At 34.3% G+C, this 15,036-nt stretch carries 15 protein-coding genes; 4 read left to right on the top strand and 11 right to left on the bottom strand.

The window, feature by feature from the left end; genetic code table 11:
* Positions 1-182 precede the first annotated feature (182 nt).
* The 5 genes from I5168_RS01340 to I5168_RS01360 all read right to left on the bottom strand — a co-directional run bounded on the left by I5168_RS01340 (position 183) and on the right by I5168_RS01360 (position 4,301).
* On the bottom strand, positions 183-950 hold the full coding sequence (locus I5168_RS01340; RefSeq protein ID WP_167343079.1) for a hypothetical protein: 768 nt from the start codon (positions 948-950) through the stop codon (positions 183-185).
* 124 nt (positions 951-1,074) lie between these two features.
* Positions 1,075-2,160: a hypothetical protein gene (locus I5168_RS01345; protein ID WP_431472223.1), complete on the bottom strand. Its 1,086-nt coding sequence runs from the start codon at positions 2,158-2,160 to the stop codon at positions 1,075-1,077.
* A gap of 38 nt (positions 2,161-2,198) precedes the next feature.
* The gene (locus tag I5168_RS01350) at positions 2,199-2,975 is read right to left on the bottom strand and encodes a hypothetical protein (RefSeq protein ID WP_431472224.1); all 777 of its coding nucleotides are present in this window, start codon (positions 2,973-2,975) and stop codon (positions 2,199-2,201) included.
* Positions 2,965-3,525 (bottom strand): RNA polymerase sigma factor, encoded by a 561-nt coding sequence (locus I5168_RS01355; protein ID WP_431472225.1) that lies wholly within the window; start codon positions 3,523-3,525, stop codon positions 2,965-2,967. The genes I5168_RS01350 and I5168_RS01355 overlap by 11 nt, the downstream gene beginning before the upstream one ends.
* A 179-nt stretch (positions 3,526-3,704) precedes the next feature.
* Positions 3,705-4,301 carry a fasciclin domain-containing protein gene (locus I5168_RS01360; protein WP_431472226.1) on the bottom strand — a complete coding sequence of 199 codons (597 nt, stop codon included), beginning with the start codon at positions 4,299-4,301 and terminating at the stop codon, positions 3,705-3,707.
* A gap of 103 nt (positions 4,302-4,404) precedes the next feature.
* Here I5168_RS01360 and I5168_RS01365 point away from each other — a divergent pair, with 103 nt between their 5' ends.
* Both I5168_RS01365 and I5168_RS01370 read left to right on the top strand, forming a co-directional pair.
* Positions 4,405-4,974, top strand: coding sequence for an RNA polymerase sigma factor (locus I5168_RS01365; protein ID WP_240919358.1), 570 nt, complete (start codon positions 4,405-4,407; stop codon positions 4,972-4,974).
* Positions 4,975-5,745: an anti-sigma factor domain-containing protein gene (locus I5168_RS01370; RefSeq protein ID WP_431472227.1), complete on the top strand. Its 771-nt coding sequence runs from the start codon at positions 4,975-4,977 to the stop codon at positions 5,743-5,745.
* 2 nt (positions 5,746-5,747) lie between these two features.
* On the opposite strand, the gene era is transcribed toward I5168_RS01370, so the two are convergent.
* Positions 5,748-6,635, bottom strand: coding sequence for a GTPase Era (gene era / locus I5168_RS01375; RefSeq protein ID WP_431472228.1), 888 nt, complete (start codon positions 6,633-6,635; stop codon positions 5,748-5,750).
* A gap of 15 nt (positions 6,636-6,650) precedes the next feature.
* Positions 6,651-7,301 (bottom strand): hypothetical protein, encoded by a 651-nt coding sequence (locus I5168_RS01380; RefSeq protein ID WP_431472229.1) that lies wholly within the window; start codon positions 7,299-7,301, stop codon positions 6,651-6,653.
* Between the two features lie 154 nt (positions 7,302-7,455).
* Between I5168_RS01380 and I5168_RS01385 the strand changes: the two genes are divergently transcribed.
* Positions 7,456-8,388, top strand: a complete 933-nt coding sequence (locus tag I5168_RS01385; RefSeq protein WP_431472230.1) for a mechanosensitive ion channel family protein — start codon at positions 7,456-7,458, stop codon at positions 8,386-8,388.
* Positions 8,389-8,424: 36 nt separating this feature from the next.
* Here I5168_RS01385 and I5168_RS01390 read toward each other — a convergent pair whose 3' ends face one another.
* The 4 genes from I5168_RS01390 to I5168_RS01405 form a co-directional block, all read right to left on the bottom strand.
* The gene (locus I5168_RS01390) at positions 8,425-9,252 is read right to left on the bottom strand and encodes a helix-turn-helix domain-containing protein (protein WP_431472231.1); all 828 of its coding nucleotides are present in this window, start codon (positions 9,250-9,252) and stop codon (positions 8,425-8,427) included.
* Between the two features lie 125 nt (positions 9,253-9,377).
* Complete coding sequence (locus I5168_RS01395) at positions 9,378-9,845, bottom strand: nuclear transport factor 2 family protein (protein WP_431472232.1); 468 nt, start codon at positions 9,843-9,845, stop codon at positions 9,378-9,380.
* An 11-nt stretch (positions 9,846-9,856) separates the two neighbouring features.
* Positions 9,857-10,867, bottom strand: coding sequence for a metal-dependent hydrolase (locus I5168_RS01400; RefSeq protein ID WP_431472233.1), 1,011 nt, complete (start codon positions 10,865-10,867; stop codon positions 9,857-9,859).
* On the bottom strand, positions 10,868-14,110 hold the full coding sequence (locus I5168_RS01405; protein ID WP_431472234.1) for a S41 family peptidase: 3,243 nt from the start codon (positions 14,108-14,110) through the stop codon (positions 10,868-10,870).
* Between the two features lie 250 nt (positions 14,111-14,360).
* Between I5168_RS01405 and I5168_RS01410 the strand changes: the two genes are divergently transcribed.
* On the top strand, positions 14,361-15,035 hold the full coding sequence (locus I5168_RS01410) for a TetR/AcrR family transcriptional regulator (RefSeq protein WP_060523158.1): 675 nt from the start codon (positions 14,361-14,363) through the stop codon (positions 15,033-15,035).
* Position 15,036: the final 1 nt, after the last annotated feature.

Raw genomic sequence — 15,036 nt, forward strand, 5'->3', positions numbered from 1 at the left:
TTAAAGCATAAAAATAACGAATTGCAAAGTTACGTTTCTATACACCTATCCTATGGGATATGACTAAAAAGTTTGTATTTGTTCAGTTGATCAATGCATAACCTTCTGTTCAAGTTGCTTTCAATTTTGTCCTAAAAAAAAAACCCGTCTATTTCTAGACGAGTTTTCTAATAATTCTTCATTTACCTAAATCTAAACCCGAAACTAAAATATTGTTGTTGAATCGGTGAGTCTTTTAAGATGTCATTTAGACCATATCTAGCAAAAATTTGAAAATCGTACCAACCTGCATACATACTAAGTCCATAGTTAAAGTTATTTATTTCAAAGTCATTGGTGACCGTTGTAGTCACATCCCTACCTTCTCTTTCAAACTTGAGCTCTTGAGTAGAGGTAGTTGTATAGCCTAAATAACCACCTAGCCCTACGACAAAGGCATCATCATCGTGGTACCTTTTAATTCCATTTTTATAGGTTTTTAAATCCCGACGTCCTATTTCAATATGTAAAGGAGCTACTACACTGAATTGATAAAATCTAGAACGATCTGTATCGATTCCTACAGGTACTAAATCTGTAATATTGTTGTTGGTTGCAAACTGACGATTATCAGTAATTCTTAAAGATTGAAATCTTAAATCCAAACCATAATTAAACCTAAATAAGTCATCTTTTGGTTGCAACCTAGTACTAAATTCAAGTCCTATGTCAAAAACACCACTACCCCAAAATCGATAGTCATCACCTATTCCGTTACCATCACCTAGTGCTTGATTCCAACCTATAGCCCAAACTAAATTAGTATTAGTGCGCACATTTTCTTTCTCTCTTCTCTCTGAATCAAACAAATCTAAAAAATCTAAAGGCGCTTTTTTTACATCTTGATCATCTTGAGCTCGAACTGCCGTAAACAGAAGAAGCAATAGAGAACTTAATAATAGTTTTTTCATAATATATGGTTTTTATAAAGTTACATACCTAAACACTTTATAATCTTTATTTTAACTCTAATTTAATTGATAAGCATCCTTATAATCGATTTATAAGGATGCTTATACTTTAAGTTATTTATGGCTAAATAAATCTAATTCCAAAGGATACATATTGCCCGTCCACTGATCCGCTTTTAAAAACATCATTTAAATTCATTCTTCCAAAGAATGAAATATTACCTTTTCCTATATAAGCATCTAGTCCATAGAAGAACACATTATTTTCAAAAGCATTTATGGTTGTTTGTTTTATATTTCTACCATTTTCTTCATACTTCAATTTTAAACGAGAACTTAAATTTAAACCTGCAAAACCTCCTATTCCTACTTTCCAGCTATTATCACTTGTAAACCTCACACGACCATCCTCGTATTCTCTTTTTTCTGTTCCTCCAAACTCAAAATGAACAGGAACCATTAATTGGTCTTGTCTGAACTTAGCTTTCTCAACACTAAATCCTATAGGAGCGACCATTGTATCGTCTGTATTTGGTGTAAAAATTCTATTACCATTCAATTCTAGTCCATGGGATTGATATTCTATACCATATCTAATTCTTATATGATTTTTTTCATCTAATTGAGTTAACCAACTAGGCCCAAATGCTATGTAGTTATTATTTGGATAACTAAAATCATTGATTCCTAGATTATCACCATTCAAAAAGTTATATCCTAGTGACAAGCTAAAACCTCTTTGAGTTTTGATAAATTTTTTCTTTTCTCTTTGTAGATTTTCTCCATTAAGAGAAATCTCGACTCCTTTTGTAGATATAGATAACGAGCCACCTTTTTCTGCTTCGGTCACTACAAAATCTTTTTCTGCTTCTATACGCTTTTTATGAGAAGTGATAAGTGCTGCTACTTGAGCTGCTCGCTCCCTTTTCAACTCTTGAGCTTTATCAGCACTTATTTTCCCTTTTTCCAGATCTTTATTTACTTTTTCTACATACTCCTTAAGTTCTGTTCTTAATTCTGATTCATATAATTGATGTAAACTATTTAAATCATCTATTTTTTTCTGGTAGTATTTAGGATATTGTTTGTCATTTGACAAACTATCTTGATATTTCCAATTATCGACGGTATTAGTTTTTTCCTGAGCAAATCCTGCTGCTGTGCATAGTAAGTAAGTGATAAAACTTATCCATAGTAATCCTGTTCTCATAGCATGAAAATTTTAAATTAATTATATGTTGATGAAAATTATTTCTTTGAAACTAAGGCAACTGCCTCTTTCTTAACTTGATTAAAACCTTTATCAATCCAGTTTTGAATTTTATTTTCCTGTTCAATTTGAATGTCCCATTCTGCTTCTCTCAGTAAGCTTTCTGGATTAACAGTATAAACAGCTTCTTCTTTATTTATATCAGACTCATTAAGCAATTCACTTAGTAGTTCATCTACTTCTTGATCGGCCGTTTTAATTGATAACTCTTTTTTAATATTTGAATTTTCGACTTGTGCAATCAACACTTGTTGTTCATTAATTTTTGGTTCTTTCACAACAGTATTCACATCGACCTCTTTCTTATGCTGGTTATCAATGGTAGCACTTACTACAACCTCATCTCGCTGTGAAAATTTAGGATCAAGCATTTTAACTTTTGATACCGTTGCCTTAATTCCAGCTGGTTCATCTTTATGATTAGCTTTAACCAATTCCTCATTCATAGTAGATGAACTCTTTTCACTCTCAATCTCTTCTTCAATAAAGAGATCCTTATTTATCAATGGCTGCTCATTAGACTGATCCTCTGTTACAGACCACTCTGTATTTTCAACTGGATTACTTTGAACAGGTGAAAACTTTACAATGGTTACAGCGAGTAACAGCACTGCTGCAACTCCTGCGATCCAGTACCAAAGCGGAATCGCCTTTTTATCACTTGCATCCAATCGCTCCTCTAACTTAGACCAAGCTTGAGTAGATGGATTGATCTCGCGATCGTTAAACTTATTTTTATATGAATCAAGCTTCATATTGTTGTCTTTTTAAACTATTAATTTCTTGCTGAAGCTGTAGTTTGGCTTTGCGTAATTGCGTCTTACTAGTATTTACACTTATATCCAGTATTTCTGCTATCTCATGATGTTTGTACCCATCGACGACATGCATTAAGAACACACTTTTATAACCTATAGGTAAAGCATCGATGACCGATTGCAATACATGCATTTCTAGATTACAATCATCTATTCCATCATCATCTGTTTCATCTTTTACTTCATCAATCGGTGTAGCAAATTTGAAAGGATTCTTCTTGCGCAAGTGATCCAGACAAGAGTTTACCATAATGCGACGCAACCATCCTTCAAAACTCCCATTGTGATTGTACTTTTTAATGTTCTTAAAAGCTTTAAAAAAACCATTTAACATGATTTCTTCTGCTGTTTCTACTGGCGAAATATATTGTCTACAAACACTTAACATTCTAGGCGCATGTTTATCAAAAATCTGCTTTTGCGCCTTGCGGTCGTTTTTAGCAGCTTTTTGAATAAGCTTTTTCTCGTTTGTATATAAGGAAATCACCTTCACAATTTACAGACTTTCTATTAACATAGACGAGACTTTTTTCAAAGGGTTGTCTGAATGCTCATTTTTTTTTGAAAAATTATTTTTTCGTAAGTACGCTTTCGCGAAAGCGTAATAAAAAAAACCTCTTTACCAGCAATAACTGATAAAGAGGTCATTAACCAACTTGAAAAAAATTACTCTGGCAAAACCACAGTATCTATTATGTGCACAACACCATTGCTTGCTTCAATATCTGTAGCTGTAATGGTTGAGGTACGACCTTGTGCATCTTCAAGAACGACCTTACCATCTACAATACTTGCATAGATAGGATCTCCTTGCACAGTTTTAGTCATGAATCCACCACCATTTCTCTTGATAGATTCAATTATGTCGCTAGCAGTTACTTTTCCTGCAAGTACATGGTAGGTGAGCACGGCTTGTAGTTTTGCCTTGTTTTCAGGTTTTAGCAAATTTGCTACTGTTCCTTCTGGCAACTTATCAAATGCTGCATTTGTAGGTGCAAAAACAGTAAAAGGACCATCACCTTGCAGGGTTTTTACCAAATCGGCTGCCTTTACCGCAGCTACTAGTGTAGCAAAATTTTTGTCGGACATGGCTACACCTACGATATCTGGAGTTTGATTATAGTGCCAGTTTTGAACATACACTACATTTGACGTAGCGTGATCATTATTGCTGGTTGAAGCTTGATGGTTATTACATTGAGCTGTTGCAAATATTGCCGTAAACATCATTGCAGCAGTAAGTAAAATACTTGAATTTTTCATTTTATTAGATTTTTAAGTTTAAAAAGTATAATTTGATGCATCTTTAGGTTTTACGTTTGGAAATTCCTTTTGGATTTCACAGGATTGATAAAAAAACGTTAAAGTGAAAAACGACCTTTTTCTAGAAAATCAAATAATAGAATTAATACGCGACAGAAATGATCGTGGTATGTCGTTATTATACGACCATTACAACGGTGCTCTATTTGGCTTATGTTTGAAATTCACTAAAGATCCTGATGACGCCAAAGAGGTTTTACAAGCTAGCCTAATTAAAGCATGGCAAAATATTGATTCCTATGATGCTGATAAAGCGAGACTTTTCACCTGGCTATATCAAATAACTAGGAATCAAGCTCTTGATTTTTTAAGAAAATCTCAAAGAAAACAGCAAAAGGAAATCCAAAACGATTATTCAAGCGTATCAATAGAAGAGGATAGTAGTTTACTATACAAAGAATTTAAAGAGCAATTAAATTTAAAAGTGACTTCTCTTGAATCTCAATATCAAGATGTCATTAATTGTGTGTTCTACAAAGGCATGACTCATATGGAAGCTAGTGAATACTTGAACATACCATTGGGAACATTTAAAACTAGAATACGTAATGCTCTTAAAAAATTACGAACTACTTATAGTATAATTGCTTTATTATTGTGGTCTTATATATAAATGGTCGAAAATAAAAACATACAAGAATTTTTAGAGTCTGGTGTACTGGACCGCTATGTTATGGGTAAAGCCACAGAAATTGAAATTCAACAGGCTGAACACTACATTGCTACCTTTGATGAGATAAAATTTGCGTATGACATGATGCAAATTGAATTACAGGCTCAAGCTTTTAAAACGCAAGAGAATCCACCCGAAGACTTAAAAAAAGAACTGTTTTCAACTATTCACACTAGCAATAAAGAAATAAAGAAACAAGATTCTATATCTTGGTTTCAAATAGCAGTGGCATGTATTGCTGCTGTTGGATTTGTGGGTATGCTGTATTACATGAATATTGCAAATGAAAAAACACAAAGATTGAAGCAACTAGAAGGTGAATTTTATTCTCTAGAAAATCGAATAAAAAATTTAGAGTCAGATAATTTAATCTTTGATGAAGAGATTCAATTTTTACGTAGCCCAAAAACTCAAAAGTATATTCTTAAAAAGGACACCTCGCTAGGTAATTTAAATGTTATCACCTATCATAATAACAAACGTAGTGTTGTTGACGTTACTTCTTTACCAAAATTGGATAAAGAACACGACTATCAATTATGGGCCGATGTAAATGGTGAAATGATTTCCTTGGCAGTACTCAATCAGGATTTCCTAGAGGTAGATTCTAAAATTATTGATGAGGCTTCTAGCCTTAACATCACCATTGAAAAAGCCGGTGGCAGTGATCACGCCACTGTAGAAAATCTGGTAGTAGGTTTGTCGATTTAGATTTAATTTTTGTTCTGGTAACCAAATCTGCGCAGTTGCCTGTCATCGCTACGCCAGTTCTTGTTGACTTTTACAAATAGTTCAATGTGAACTTGCTTTCCAAAGAACTTTTCAAGATCCTTTCTGGCTTCCATTCCCACGCGTTTTATGGCGCTACCCTTATGACCTATGATGATACCCTTTTGAGTATCGCGTTCCACCATAATAACAGCTCTAATTCTTATAATATCTTCATCTTCAAGAAACTCTTCTGTTTCAATTTCTACAGAATAAGGAATTTCTTTTTTGTAATGTAATAAGATTTTCTCTCTAATGCTTTCGTTTACAAAAAAGCGCTCTGGCTTATCAGTTAAAGCATCTTTCGGATAAAAGGCTGGAGATTCTGGTAAAGTTTCTATTACCCTATTCATTAATTGAGGAATACCAAAGTTTTCTAATGCGCTTATGGCAAATACCTCAGCATTGGGTAATCTATTTTTCCAATGCGCTACAGCTTCTTCTAGTTGTTCAGGAGTTCCTTTATCTATTTTATTGATAAGTACAAATACTGGAACTTCTGCAAATGTCAATCTTTTTTCAAAAGCTTCGTTTTTCAACTCTTTTTCGCCTAGCTCCACCATGTAAAGAATACAATCGGCATCTTCAAAAGCATTTTTAACAAACTCCATCATGCTTTCTTGAAGTTTGTAAGCAGGTTTAATGATACCAGGTGTGTCACTAAGAACCATTTGAAAATCCTCACCGTTTACTATTCCTAAAATTCTGTGACGAGTCGTCTGTGCTTTAGAAGTAATAATGGACAATCGCTCACCTACTAGAGCATTCATTAAGGTACTTTTTCCTACATTAGGATTACCTACAATATTTACAAAACCTGCTTTATGTGTCATAATGCAAAGGTAGGACTAGAACTTAGGTTTTTTCATAAGCGCTTCATAATATTCTCGCTCAATTTGCAATGCTGTTTCTTGAAGTTGTGAGATTTTTACTTTTGCTACAATTGATGGAAAGTCTTTAAAATGATAATCTACCCATTCCTTTTTTTCTCCTTCAACATCAATAACAGGTTCAAGATTAAAGGAAGACTGCAACTTTTTTTCAATATCGGCAAAAAAATAAACTTGATCTTCAACACTGGTGTAATAATCACTAATAATTTGTTTAAGATAAATACCCGTTGAGTTCAGGCTGTCGTTTGAAAAGAAAACGGGATTAACCAATTTATCCATCATCTCGTAATTATCTACTTCTCCAATAAAATTATCAATTTCATTCTTAACATGCTCTAACTGTTCTACTAATTGGGTGGTTTTATAATGAAACTCTTCTGCATTTATTTGGGCCACTGCGTATGTTTCTGGATGAGCTATGGCGCTGTCCTTAAACATGACTAAGAAATCTCGGTCATATTTTGAGTTTTCAAATTCAGTCTCTTTATTAATGTTGTCAAAAACATCTAATACTTCTTGCTTTTCTTTTTTACAAGAAGTCATCATCATTAGACCTATCAGTGAATACAAATAATACTTCATATTAAATTGAATCTTGATTTTCATTAAAGCAATACTTAGCACATTCAAACTGCTTTAAATTGATTATTTAAAAATACATTAAACTTTGTACAGTCTAAATTTAGACTTTTTAACATTAAAATGATTAAGAAATGTTAAATGCAAAAGGATCACGTTAATAGCCCACTATTTTCGTACTATGATTCAAGAACAAACAACCCAAAAAGTACAAGAAACAACTAAACAAATTGAAGATGTAAACTCAACTGAGCTTATATGGGATCAATTAACATCTTGGTATGAAGCTATATTACGCAACTTACCAAATCTTGCCGTTGCAGTTGTTGTCTTACTTATAGCTTACATCATTTCAAAATTTGTAAATCGTGGTGTACAACGCCTACTCAAATCAAAAGTTGAACAACAGTCTGTATTGAGATTAATAGGTAGAACTGCAGCTATAATAGTTGTTATAGGCGGTATGTTTATCGCATTAAACGTACTTGATCTTAATGAAACTGTACAAGCTATCATTGCTGGTGCTGGTGTTTCGGGTTTAGTAATTGGACTAGCTTTACAAGGAACTTTATCCAATACGATGAGCGGTATTCATTTGAGTTTCAGAAAAAATGTTCGTATAGGAGATTGGGTGCAGACCAACGGTTATGAAGGAGAAATAGTTGCTATTGATTTAAATAAATTTATACTAAGAGAAGCCGACAACAACACCGTAATCATACCTAACAAAATGATTCTGGAGAATCCTTTGAAAAATTTTGGATTAACTGATACTATGCGAGTTATTATTCATTGTGGTGTAGGATATGAAAGTGATTTACCAACAGTAGAAAAGATTGCAAAACAAGCTATCTTGGACAACTTTGATCAGGTAAATTCGATTGACGAAGTGGAGTTTTTCTATCGCGAATTTGCAGACAGTAGCATAAACTTTATGCTTAGATTTTACTACGACATCACAAACGGAAAGAAAAAATTGGAGGTTACCAGTAAGGCGATTATGGTGATTAAAAAGGCATTTGATGAAAATGATATCAATATACCATTCCCTATTAGAACGCTAGAATTCAATAACCAATTGAATTTGCAGCAATCTTCAAACAAAGAAGCCTAATAGGTAATTCTAACAAAAGTAAAAAAAGCATCAACTCTAGGAGTTGATGCTTTTTTTACTTTGAGACAAGTTTCTAAACACAAGGATGATTTGACCTAAATCAAATATTAACATTAATACAATAGCTATAGGAGCAAGCAGAACTGTAATCATAAAACCACCAGCTATTAAACCTACAAACCCTAGATATTTTGCTAATCCTTCTTCATTTTTACGTTGAGAAAGGTAGCCAGCTCCCAACATCAAATATGTTATACCGCTAGCAACAATAACAAAGATGCCAAACAAAATATCTCTAGGACTTATGAGATTACTATCATAATCAATAACTGTAATGAGTAGTATACTACTTACAACATTAATTATCATAGCAAGAATTGAAGAAAACTTTAATAAAGAGTTATTTTTGATTTGAGCTATATGATATATTCCTGTATAAAAAAGTACTACTGTTATTATGCTTACCACACCTAAAGCCGTATAAGAGGATTCAGGTAAAATACTATCTTGGGTAAACGAATGAAAAACATCATTAATCGTCATCAAATAATAACAGATAAAAAGAATAACACCACCAATACCTGAAAACAACAAAAGAGAATTATTAAATGAATATTTCATAGCAGAAGATTCAACCTCTTTGGAGGTTTGACTTTCTTTAGTGCCGGAGTAAACTTCATCAAAAGATTTTCCTAATACTTCCAGAATATTCTTAATAGTATAACTACGTGGAGAAACTTCGCCTGCCTCTATGCGTTGAATGGTGCGCACATTAATATTACATCGTTCTACCAATTCCTCTTGGGTAAGACCTTTTTCCTTTCTTAATTGTGCAATGTAAATTCCTAATTCCGGTTGTTTCATTATTACTGATTTTTGTATTCGATTACAAGATTACCAAACACACCTATTCTCCACCAAAATTAAGCTCGGTAAAATACCCGACATTTACCCGACAATCCCTTACAGATACTGTAAAACTTAAAATATTACTCTCTAGGTAATCTAGTAGAATGCATGAGTTCTAATTTCCAAACACTGTCGCTTTTAACTGCCACAACACTTTCTAACCAGGTTCTTTTAAATTCTAATGTATCCTTAACAAATGTCCCGTGATTCCAATAAGCTAGATAAACTCGATTCCCTTCTTGATGAGCCTTTATTCTATCAAATTTATTTGTCCTAGTAAATCCTTGATCTCTTTTGCTTGCTCTTTTACACCAATTTGCAATGGTATCATTAGTCCATAATTCACCATGCTCCAATAAAATAAAATCGTTTGTCTGATATTTTTTTATAGCATCTACTTTCTTATCAGACCACACACTATCAAAAACTTGTTGAACTACCGCTTCAACTGCTTCAATTGCTTGTTCTGAGTTATATTCCACCTTGGACTCTGGTTTGTTGCAACTTATGATCAGGATAGTTGTAAAAATTACAATTAATTTTTTCATAGTAATAGTTTTTAATTACCCCATATTCGATTCCATAACTTGTCCATGACAATGGTAACATCCATGGGTTCCTTAGGATTCTCTTTTGCTACTAGGGTTTTATTTTCTTCTTTAAGTTTATAACTAAAAACAAATTGTTCTTCGTCTTTATTAATGGGCATGGTACCAAATCTTAAATCATTAAAATACCAACTTCCGTTCTTTTTCTCCATCAAATACCAACCTTTAGAAATATCTATAAGTCGCCTCAAATTCTCCTCAGATTGTTCGTGTTTCCAAGTAGGCTCTAGGTTTCGGTTTTTGGGATAAGATTTGAATGAAATTGGTTTAGAATCAAAGAATGAGTAATCAGCCAATAAATACGCATCGCCTGCATCTACGTTGCAGTTCCATAGCAATGTTGTCAATGGCGCAGGACGTGTTGAAATTTGTGAGTAATTAAACTTATTTACATCTAGGGCCTTTTTAAACTCTTGGGTTGCATTCCACTTTAACAATACCGTCATTAATAGATAACTTGTAGAAATGAAGATACCGGTGAGGTTTGTTCGCTTTCGCGAAAGCGAACCCTTTTTTAAAAATAAAACCACAAGTGTGCACACTAAAAAAGGAAGTGTATAAAGCGGATCTATTACAAAAATTGTATTCCATGCGACAGCCTTATCAAACGGCCAAAAAAACTGTGTACCCCATGTCGTAAACATGTCCAATATGGGATGAGTTATCAATCCCCAAAAAAACAGCCACGACCATGATTTCCATCCTATACGTTTGCTGGATTCTATCCTATCTACTACAAAACCGAAAACAGGCGCAAAGAGCACACAAAACAGGATACTATGACTGAATCCTCGATGGATCTCGGTAGCTGTTATCGTATCGGTAAATGATCTTGCTAGTACATCAAGATCGGGAATGGTACCAGCGATTGCACCATATAACAATGCCTTGTTCCCGACCTTGTTGCCTAGAACAGTTTCTCCTACAGCAGCACCTAGTACGATCTGTGTGAGACTATCCATCTATTCAACGTCTTTAAGCAACTCTTCGATAGCGCGCTCTAGTTGTTGATCACGACCATTATCGATTACTCCTGGCATATTTTTTACCATTATGGACGGCTCGGTTTGATTGTTTTCCATCCAATTGCCATTAATATCTTTGGCGCTAATAGGAACTACACCCCAAACTGTTCCATCAGGAAGTCGTTCCCATCCTGCAAAACTACATGTTCCAGGAACTGGCATTCCTACTGTTTTACCAATTTTAAGATCGGTATAGCCGCAAGCAAAACAGTGTCCGTCACTATACTGGGCCTCATTAATCATAGCGAGTGTAGGTTTAGTCCATCTAGAAGTAGGTTCTCCACCTACAACTTTGGCTTCTGTCTCATAAGTAATAAATGGTGTACCAGTAAAGAACATAGCTAGATCGGCTACTAGATCACCACCGCCATTAAATCGAGTATCTACAATCACACCTTTACGACTGTGATATTTACCCATCATTTTTTCAAAAATGTTTCTATATGGCCCATCACTCATTCCAGGTATATGAACGTATCCTAATTGTCCGTTACTCCTTTGATCTACTTCTTTCTCGTTTTGTTTCACCCATCTTTTATAAAGTAAGCCTCGTTCTGCTCCTGTAGAAATAGGTTTAATTGTAATAACCATGTTCTCCTTTTTATCAGGACTTGACAGCTCTAGCAACGTAAATTTATTGGCTTTTCTGTTCAGGTAATAAGCATAATCTCTATCACTTGAAATTGTTTGACCATCTATTTTTTCAATAATCATTCCTGGCTTTATATCAAATTGAGCCTTATCCAGTGGTCCTCCTTTTATAACCTCGGTAATTTTTAGACCATCGCCTTGGTAAGAGTAATCGATAAATGCACCTAATGATGCTGTTGCATCTGGATTACTCATGTCATATCCTGCAGCTCTTGCACCAGCGTGGGATACATTCAACTCACCTATCATTTCTGAAAGCAGCTCTGCCAGCTCATTGGTATTTGAAACATAAGGCAAATGTTTTTCATACTCTTTTCTCATAAGCGGCCAGTCAACACCGTGAAAATTACTGTGATAAAAAACAGCATTTGTTCTTAACCATACGTGGTCAAACATTGCTTGTCTAGCAGCTACCTCATCATACTGCATTTCTGCAGTAATCTTAACTGCTGTTTTTTTCTTTTTACTTACATCAAGTTTAGATATTCTACCACCACTTAGTAGGTATAAATTTTCTCTTTTAGGATCCCATTCTAAACTACCACTGCGAGCACCTAAGTTGATAGCCATTTTGGTTTCTTTGGTTCGTAAGTCTGTTGACCAAAGATTAAGTTTATCTTCAAACCTAGCTAGGTAATACAATTTATCGCCATCCTTGGATAAAACAGCGTCAGAAAGATTAGAAGAATGTATAGTGAGACGTTTTGTTCTTTCCTTCATATCATCCCAGTCAAAAGTAAGCGGCTTAACCTCTTTCTCTTCATCCTTTTCTTTATCCTTATCCTTACCTTTCTTTTTCTTGTCTGATTTATCCTCGTCACCGTCTTTCTTCTTTGTTTTCTTCAATTCTTTAAGTAAAGCGTAATCTTCTTTACTCAAATTAAATTCATCCCAAGCTTCTTGTGTAAAGAACATGCTGTAAACATCACTTTGAGATCGACCACTAGTAGCATATGATTTTAACCCATCTCTATTTGAAAACCATAACATTTGTTTACCATCATTAGTCCATTTAGGAGAAGAGTCATAGTAACCGCTTTCATTAAGGTTGATTCGCTTTGAACCGTCGGCGGCCATTAAAAGTATATCGCTGTTGTTAAGACTTAGAGACCAATCTACCAATAACCACTTACTATCAGGACTCCAGGTGTAATACTTATCACCGTCACGCATATGAAATAGTTCTTCTTCACTTAACAACGTTGTTTTCTTTCCTGATTTAACGTCCTTCACCACTATATTCCTGCGGTTTTCCACATAGGCTAGCTTTGTGCCATCTGGAGAATATTCTGCTAGATAATTATCATTTTCATTTTCAAGAATAGCTGATTCTTTTAACAAGGTTGAGGCAAAAAAGAAAGGCTCTTCATCACGTACCTTTTCGGTTTTATAAACGCTCCACTTCCCATTTCTTTCACTACTATATATAACAGCTTTTCCGTCATGCGACCAACTCACAAAACTTTCTGTTTGTGCTGTATTAGTTATACGCTTTGTAAAACTTTCTTCTACAGATGTTACGAATACTTCACCTTTAGAAATAAATGCTATTTCCTTACCACTAGGTGATACTGCCATCTCTTCTACTCCACCGTTTACACTTACGAATTTATCTGTATTCTCGATATCTTGTGTCACTACCTGTACAGTTAGGATTTTAGGCTGTTGACCTTCTCTCATGGTGTAGAGCATTCCATCGTAACTAAAGCTTATTACACCATTACCTACACTTAAAAATCGCACTGGATGCAATTTAAAATCCGTAATCTGTGCAGATTCACCAGTTGCAAGATTCCATTTATGCACATTAAAACTGCCACTCTTTTCACTTAGGTAATACATGCTTTTACCGTCGCTAGAAAGCACTGGCATGCGGTCCTCTGCATTATGTGTAGTCAATTGCTTGTGTTGATTACTTGCTACATCATATACCCATATGTCACGAGTAATACTCGATGTATGATGTTTACGCCAGTAATTTTCTCCACCTTTTTTATCCTGGTAATACAATTTACTTCCATCCTTATTTGTTTCAACAAGTTCGGCAGGAATGGTAAATAATTGATCAATACGGCCACCTTTTACTGGAACGGTATAAACCTCATGTTGAGAGCCAGTTGGGAATTGTCTGTGTTCTGCAGTGTCCTGTCTAAGTCCACCAAAAATTATTTGTTGGTCGTCATGACTAAAACTATAGGGTGTCTCGCTACTTGAATGATAGGTCAATCTAGTGGCTGTTCCACCTGTCGCGTTCATAACAAACACATCAAAATTGCCATAACGATTTGATGCAAATGCTATTTTGCTTCCATCCTTGCTCCATATAGCCTGATAATCATGCGCTTTATGAAAGGTCAATTGCTGGGCTGTTCCTCCATCACTAGATACTTTATAAAGATCACCTTTGTAAGTGAAAACTATTTGTGAACCATCTGGAGATATTTTACTGTGACGCATCCAACTTGCGTTTTCTTGGGCTTGAGTTAAAAGTGAAACTAAAACCACAAGAGGTAAAAGAATATTTTTCATTTTAATTTTTTATTGGTGCCTAAAAATAGTGTAGAATTACTAATGATAACCACCTATTCATGGATTTAATAGATGTAAAATGGAATAGGATGTTACATACAAGTATAGGTCGGATAAAAATCTCATTAAGAAATGTGTTTAGGTTATACGCTTTCGCGAAAGCGTAATCATCAACAAATCATAACTTAACATATAATTAAAAGTTAAACTATCATAATTTAATAGTCTTGCTATTAGATTTGCGAGGAGTATGAAAAATTTATCTATCAATATTCAAATACATCCAAATTTGTATTTGAAAAATCCCGAAGGTACCGATCTAGGTAGACGCATTGTTTCAAAAAGCATTGAAATGATTGAAAACCTAGGTTTTGAAAGTTTTACTTTTAGAAAGTTAGGAAAAGAAATAGGATCTAATGAAAGTAGTATTTATAGATATTTTGACAGTAAACATGCACTACTTGTATACCTGTTTAACTGGTACTGGTCGTGGATTGAATACCGCATGTACATTGCTACACTAAATTTAAATCCCGAGGAAAAATTAAGACGTGCTATTGAAATGCTCACGCAGGTAATTGAAGAGGATTCTGCCTTTTCATTTGTTAATGAAGTATTACTGCATCGAATCATTATTGCTGAATCATCAAAGGCTTATTTGCATAAAGATATTGATGAGGAAAACGAGAAAGGCTTTTATAAAACTTATAAAAGAGTCGTAAAACGAGTGAGTGAAATGGTTACAGAAGTTAATCCAGAATATAAGTACCCTAACATGTTAGTCTCATCGGTTATTGAAGGTGCTCACAACCAACGCTATTTTGCAGAACATTTACCATCGGTCACAGATTCAATTGATGGTGAAGATGCCATTTTAAATTTTTATCTAGATATGGTGTTCAACTTAATTTCAAAAAAGAATTAAA

The organism is Nonlabens sp. SCSIO 43208 (genome assembly GCF_050703575.1).
Classification (GTDB): Bacteria; Bacteroidota; Bacteroidia; order Flavobacteriales; family Flavobacteriaceae; genus Nonlabens; species Nonlabens tegetincola.

Bases quoted from the DNA above. Each gene is read 5' to 3' on its own strand.
- I5168_RS01400 (WP_431472233.1), bottom strand. From the start codon at position 10,867: ATGGATAGTCTCACACAGATCGTACTAGGTGCTGCTGTAGGAGAAACT.
- I5168_RS01370 (WP_431472227.1), top strand. From the start codon at position 4,975: ATGGTCGAAAATAAAAACATACAAGAATTTTTAGAGTCTGGTGTACTG.
- I5168_RS01410 (WP_060523158.1), top strand. From the start codon at position 14,361: ATGAAAAATTTATCTATCAATATTCAAATACATCCAAATTTGTATTTG.
- I5168_RS01405 (WP_431472234.1), bottom strand. From the start codon at position 14,110: ATGAAAAATATTCTTTTACCTCTTGTGGTTTTAGTTTCACTTTTAACT.
- I5168_RS01385 (WP_431472230.1), top strand. From the start codon at position 7,456: ATGATTCAAGAACAAACAACCCAAAAAGTACAAGAAACAACTAAACAA.
- I5168_RS01360 (WP_431472226.1), bottom strand. From the start codon at position 4,301: ATGAAAAATTCAAGTATTTTACTTACTGCTGCAATGATGTTTACGGCA.
- I5168_RS01390 (WP_431472231.1), bottom strand. From the start codon at position 9,252: ATGAAACAACCGGAATTAGGAATTTACATTGCACAATTAAGAAAGGAA.
- I5168_RS01350 (WP_431472224.1), bottom strand. From the start codon at position 2,975: ATGAAGCTTGATTCATATAAAAATAAGTTTAACGATCGCGAGATCAAT.
- era (WP_431472228.1), bottom strand. From the start codon at position 6,635: ATGACACATAAAGCAGGTTTTGTAAATATTGTAGGTAATCCTAATGTA.
- I5168_RS01395 (WP_431472232.1), bottom strand. From the start codon at position 9,845: ATGAAAAAATTAATTGTAATTTTTACAACTATCCTGATCATAAGTTGC.
- I5168_RS01380 (WP_431472229.1), bottom strand. From the start codon at position 7,301: ATGAAAATCAAGATTCAATTTAATATGAAGTATTATTTGTATTCACTG.
- I5168_RS01340 (WP_167343079.1), bottom strand. From the start codon at position 950: ATGAAAAAACTATTATTAAGTTCTCTATTGCTTCTTCTGTTTACGGCA.
- I5168_RS01345 (WP_431472223.1), bottom strand. From the start codon at position 2,160: ATGAGAACAGGATTACTATGGATAAGTTTTATCACTTACTTACTATGC.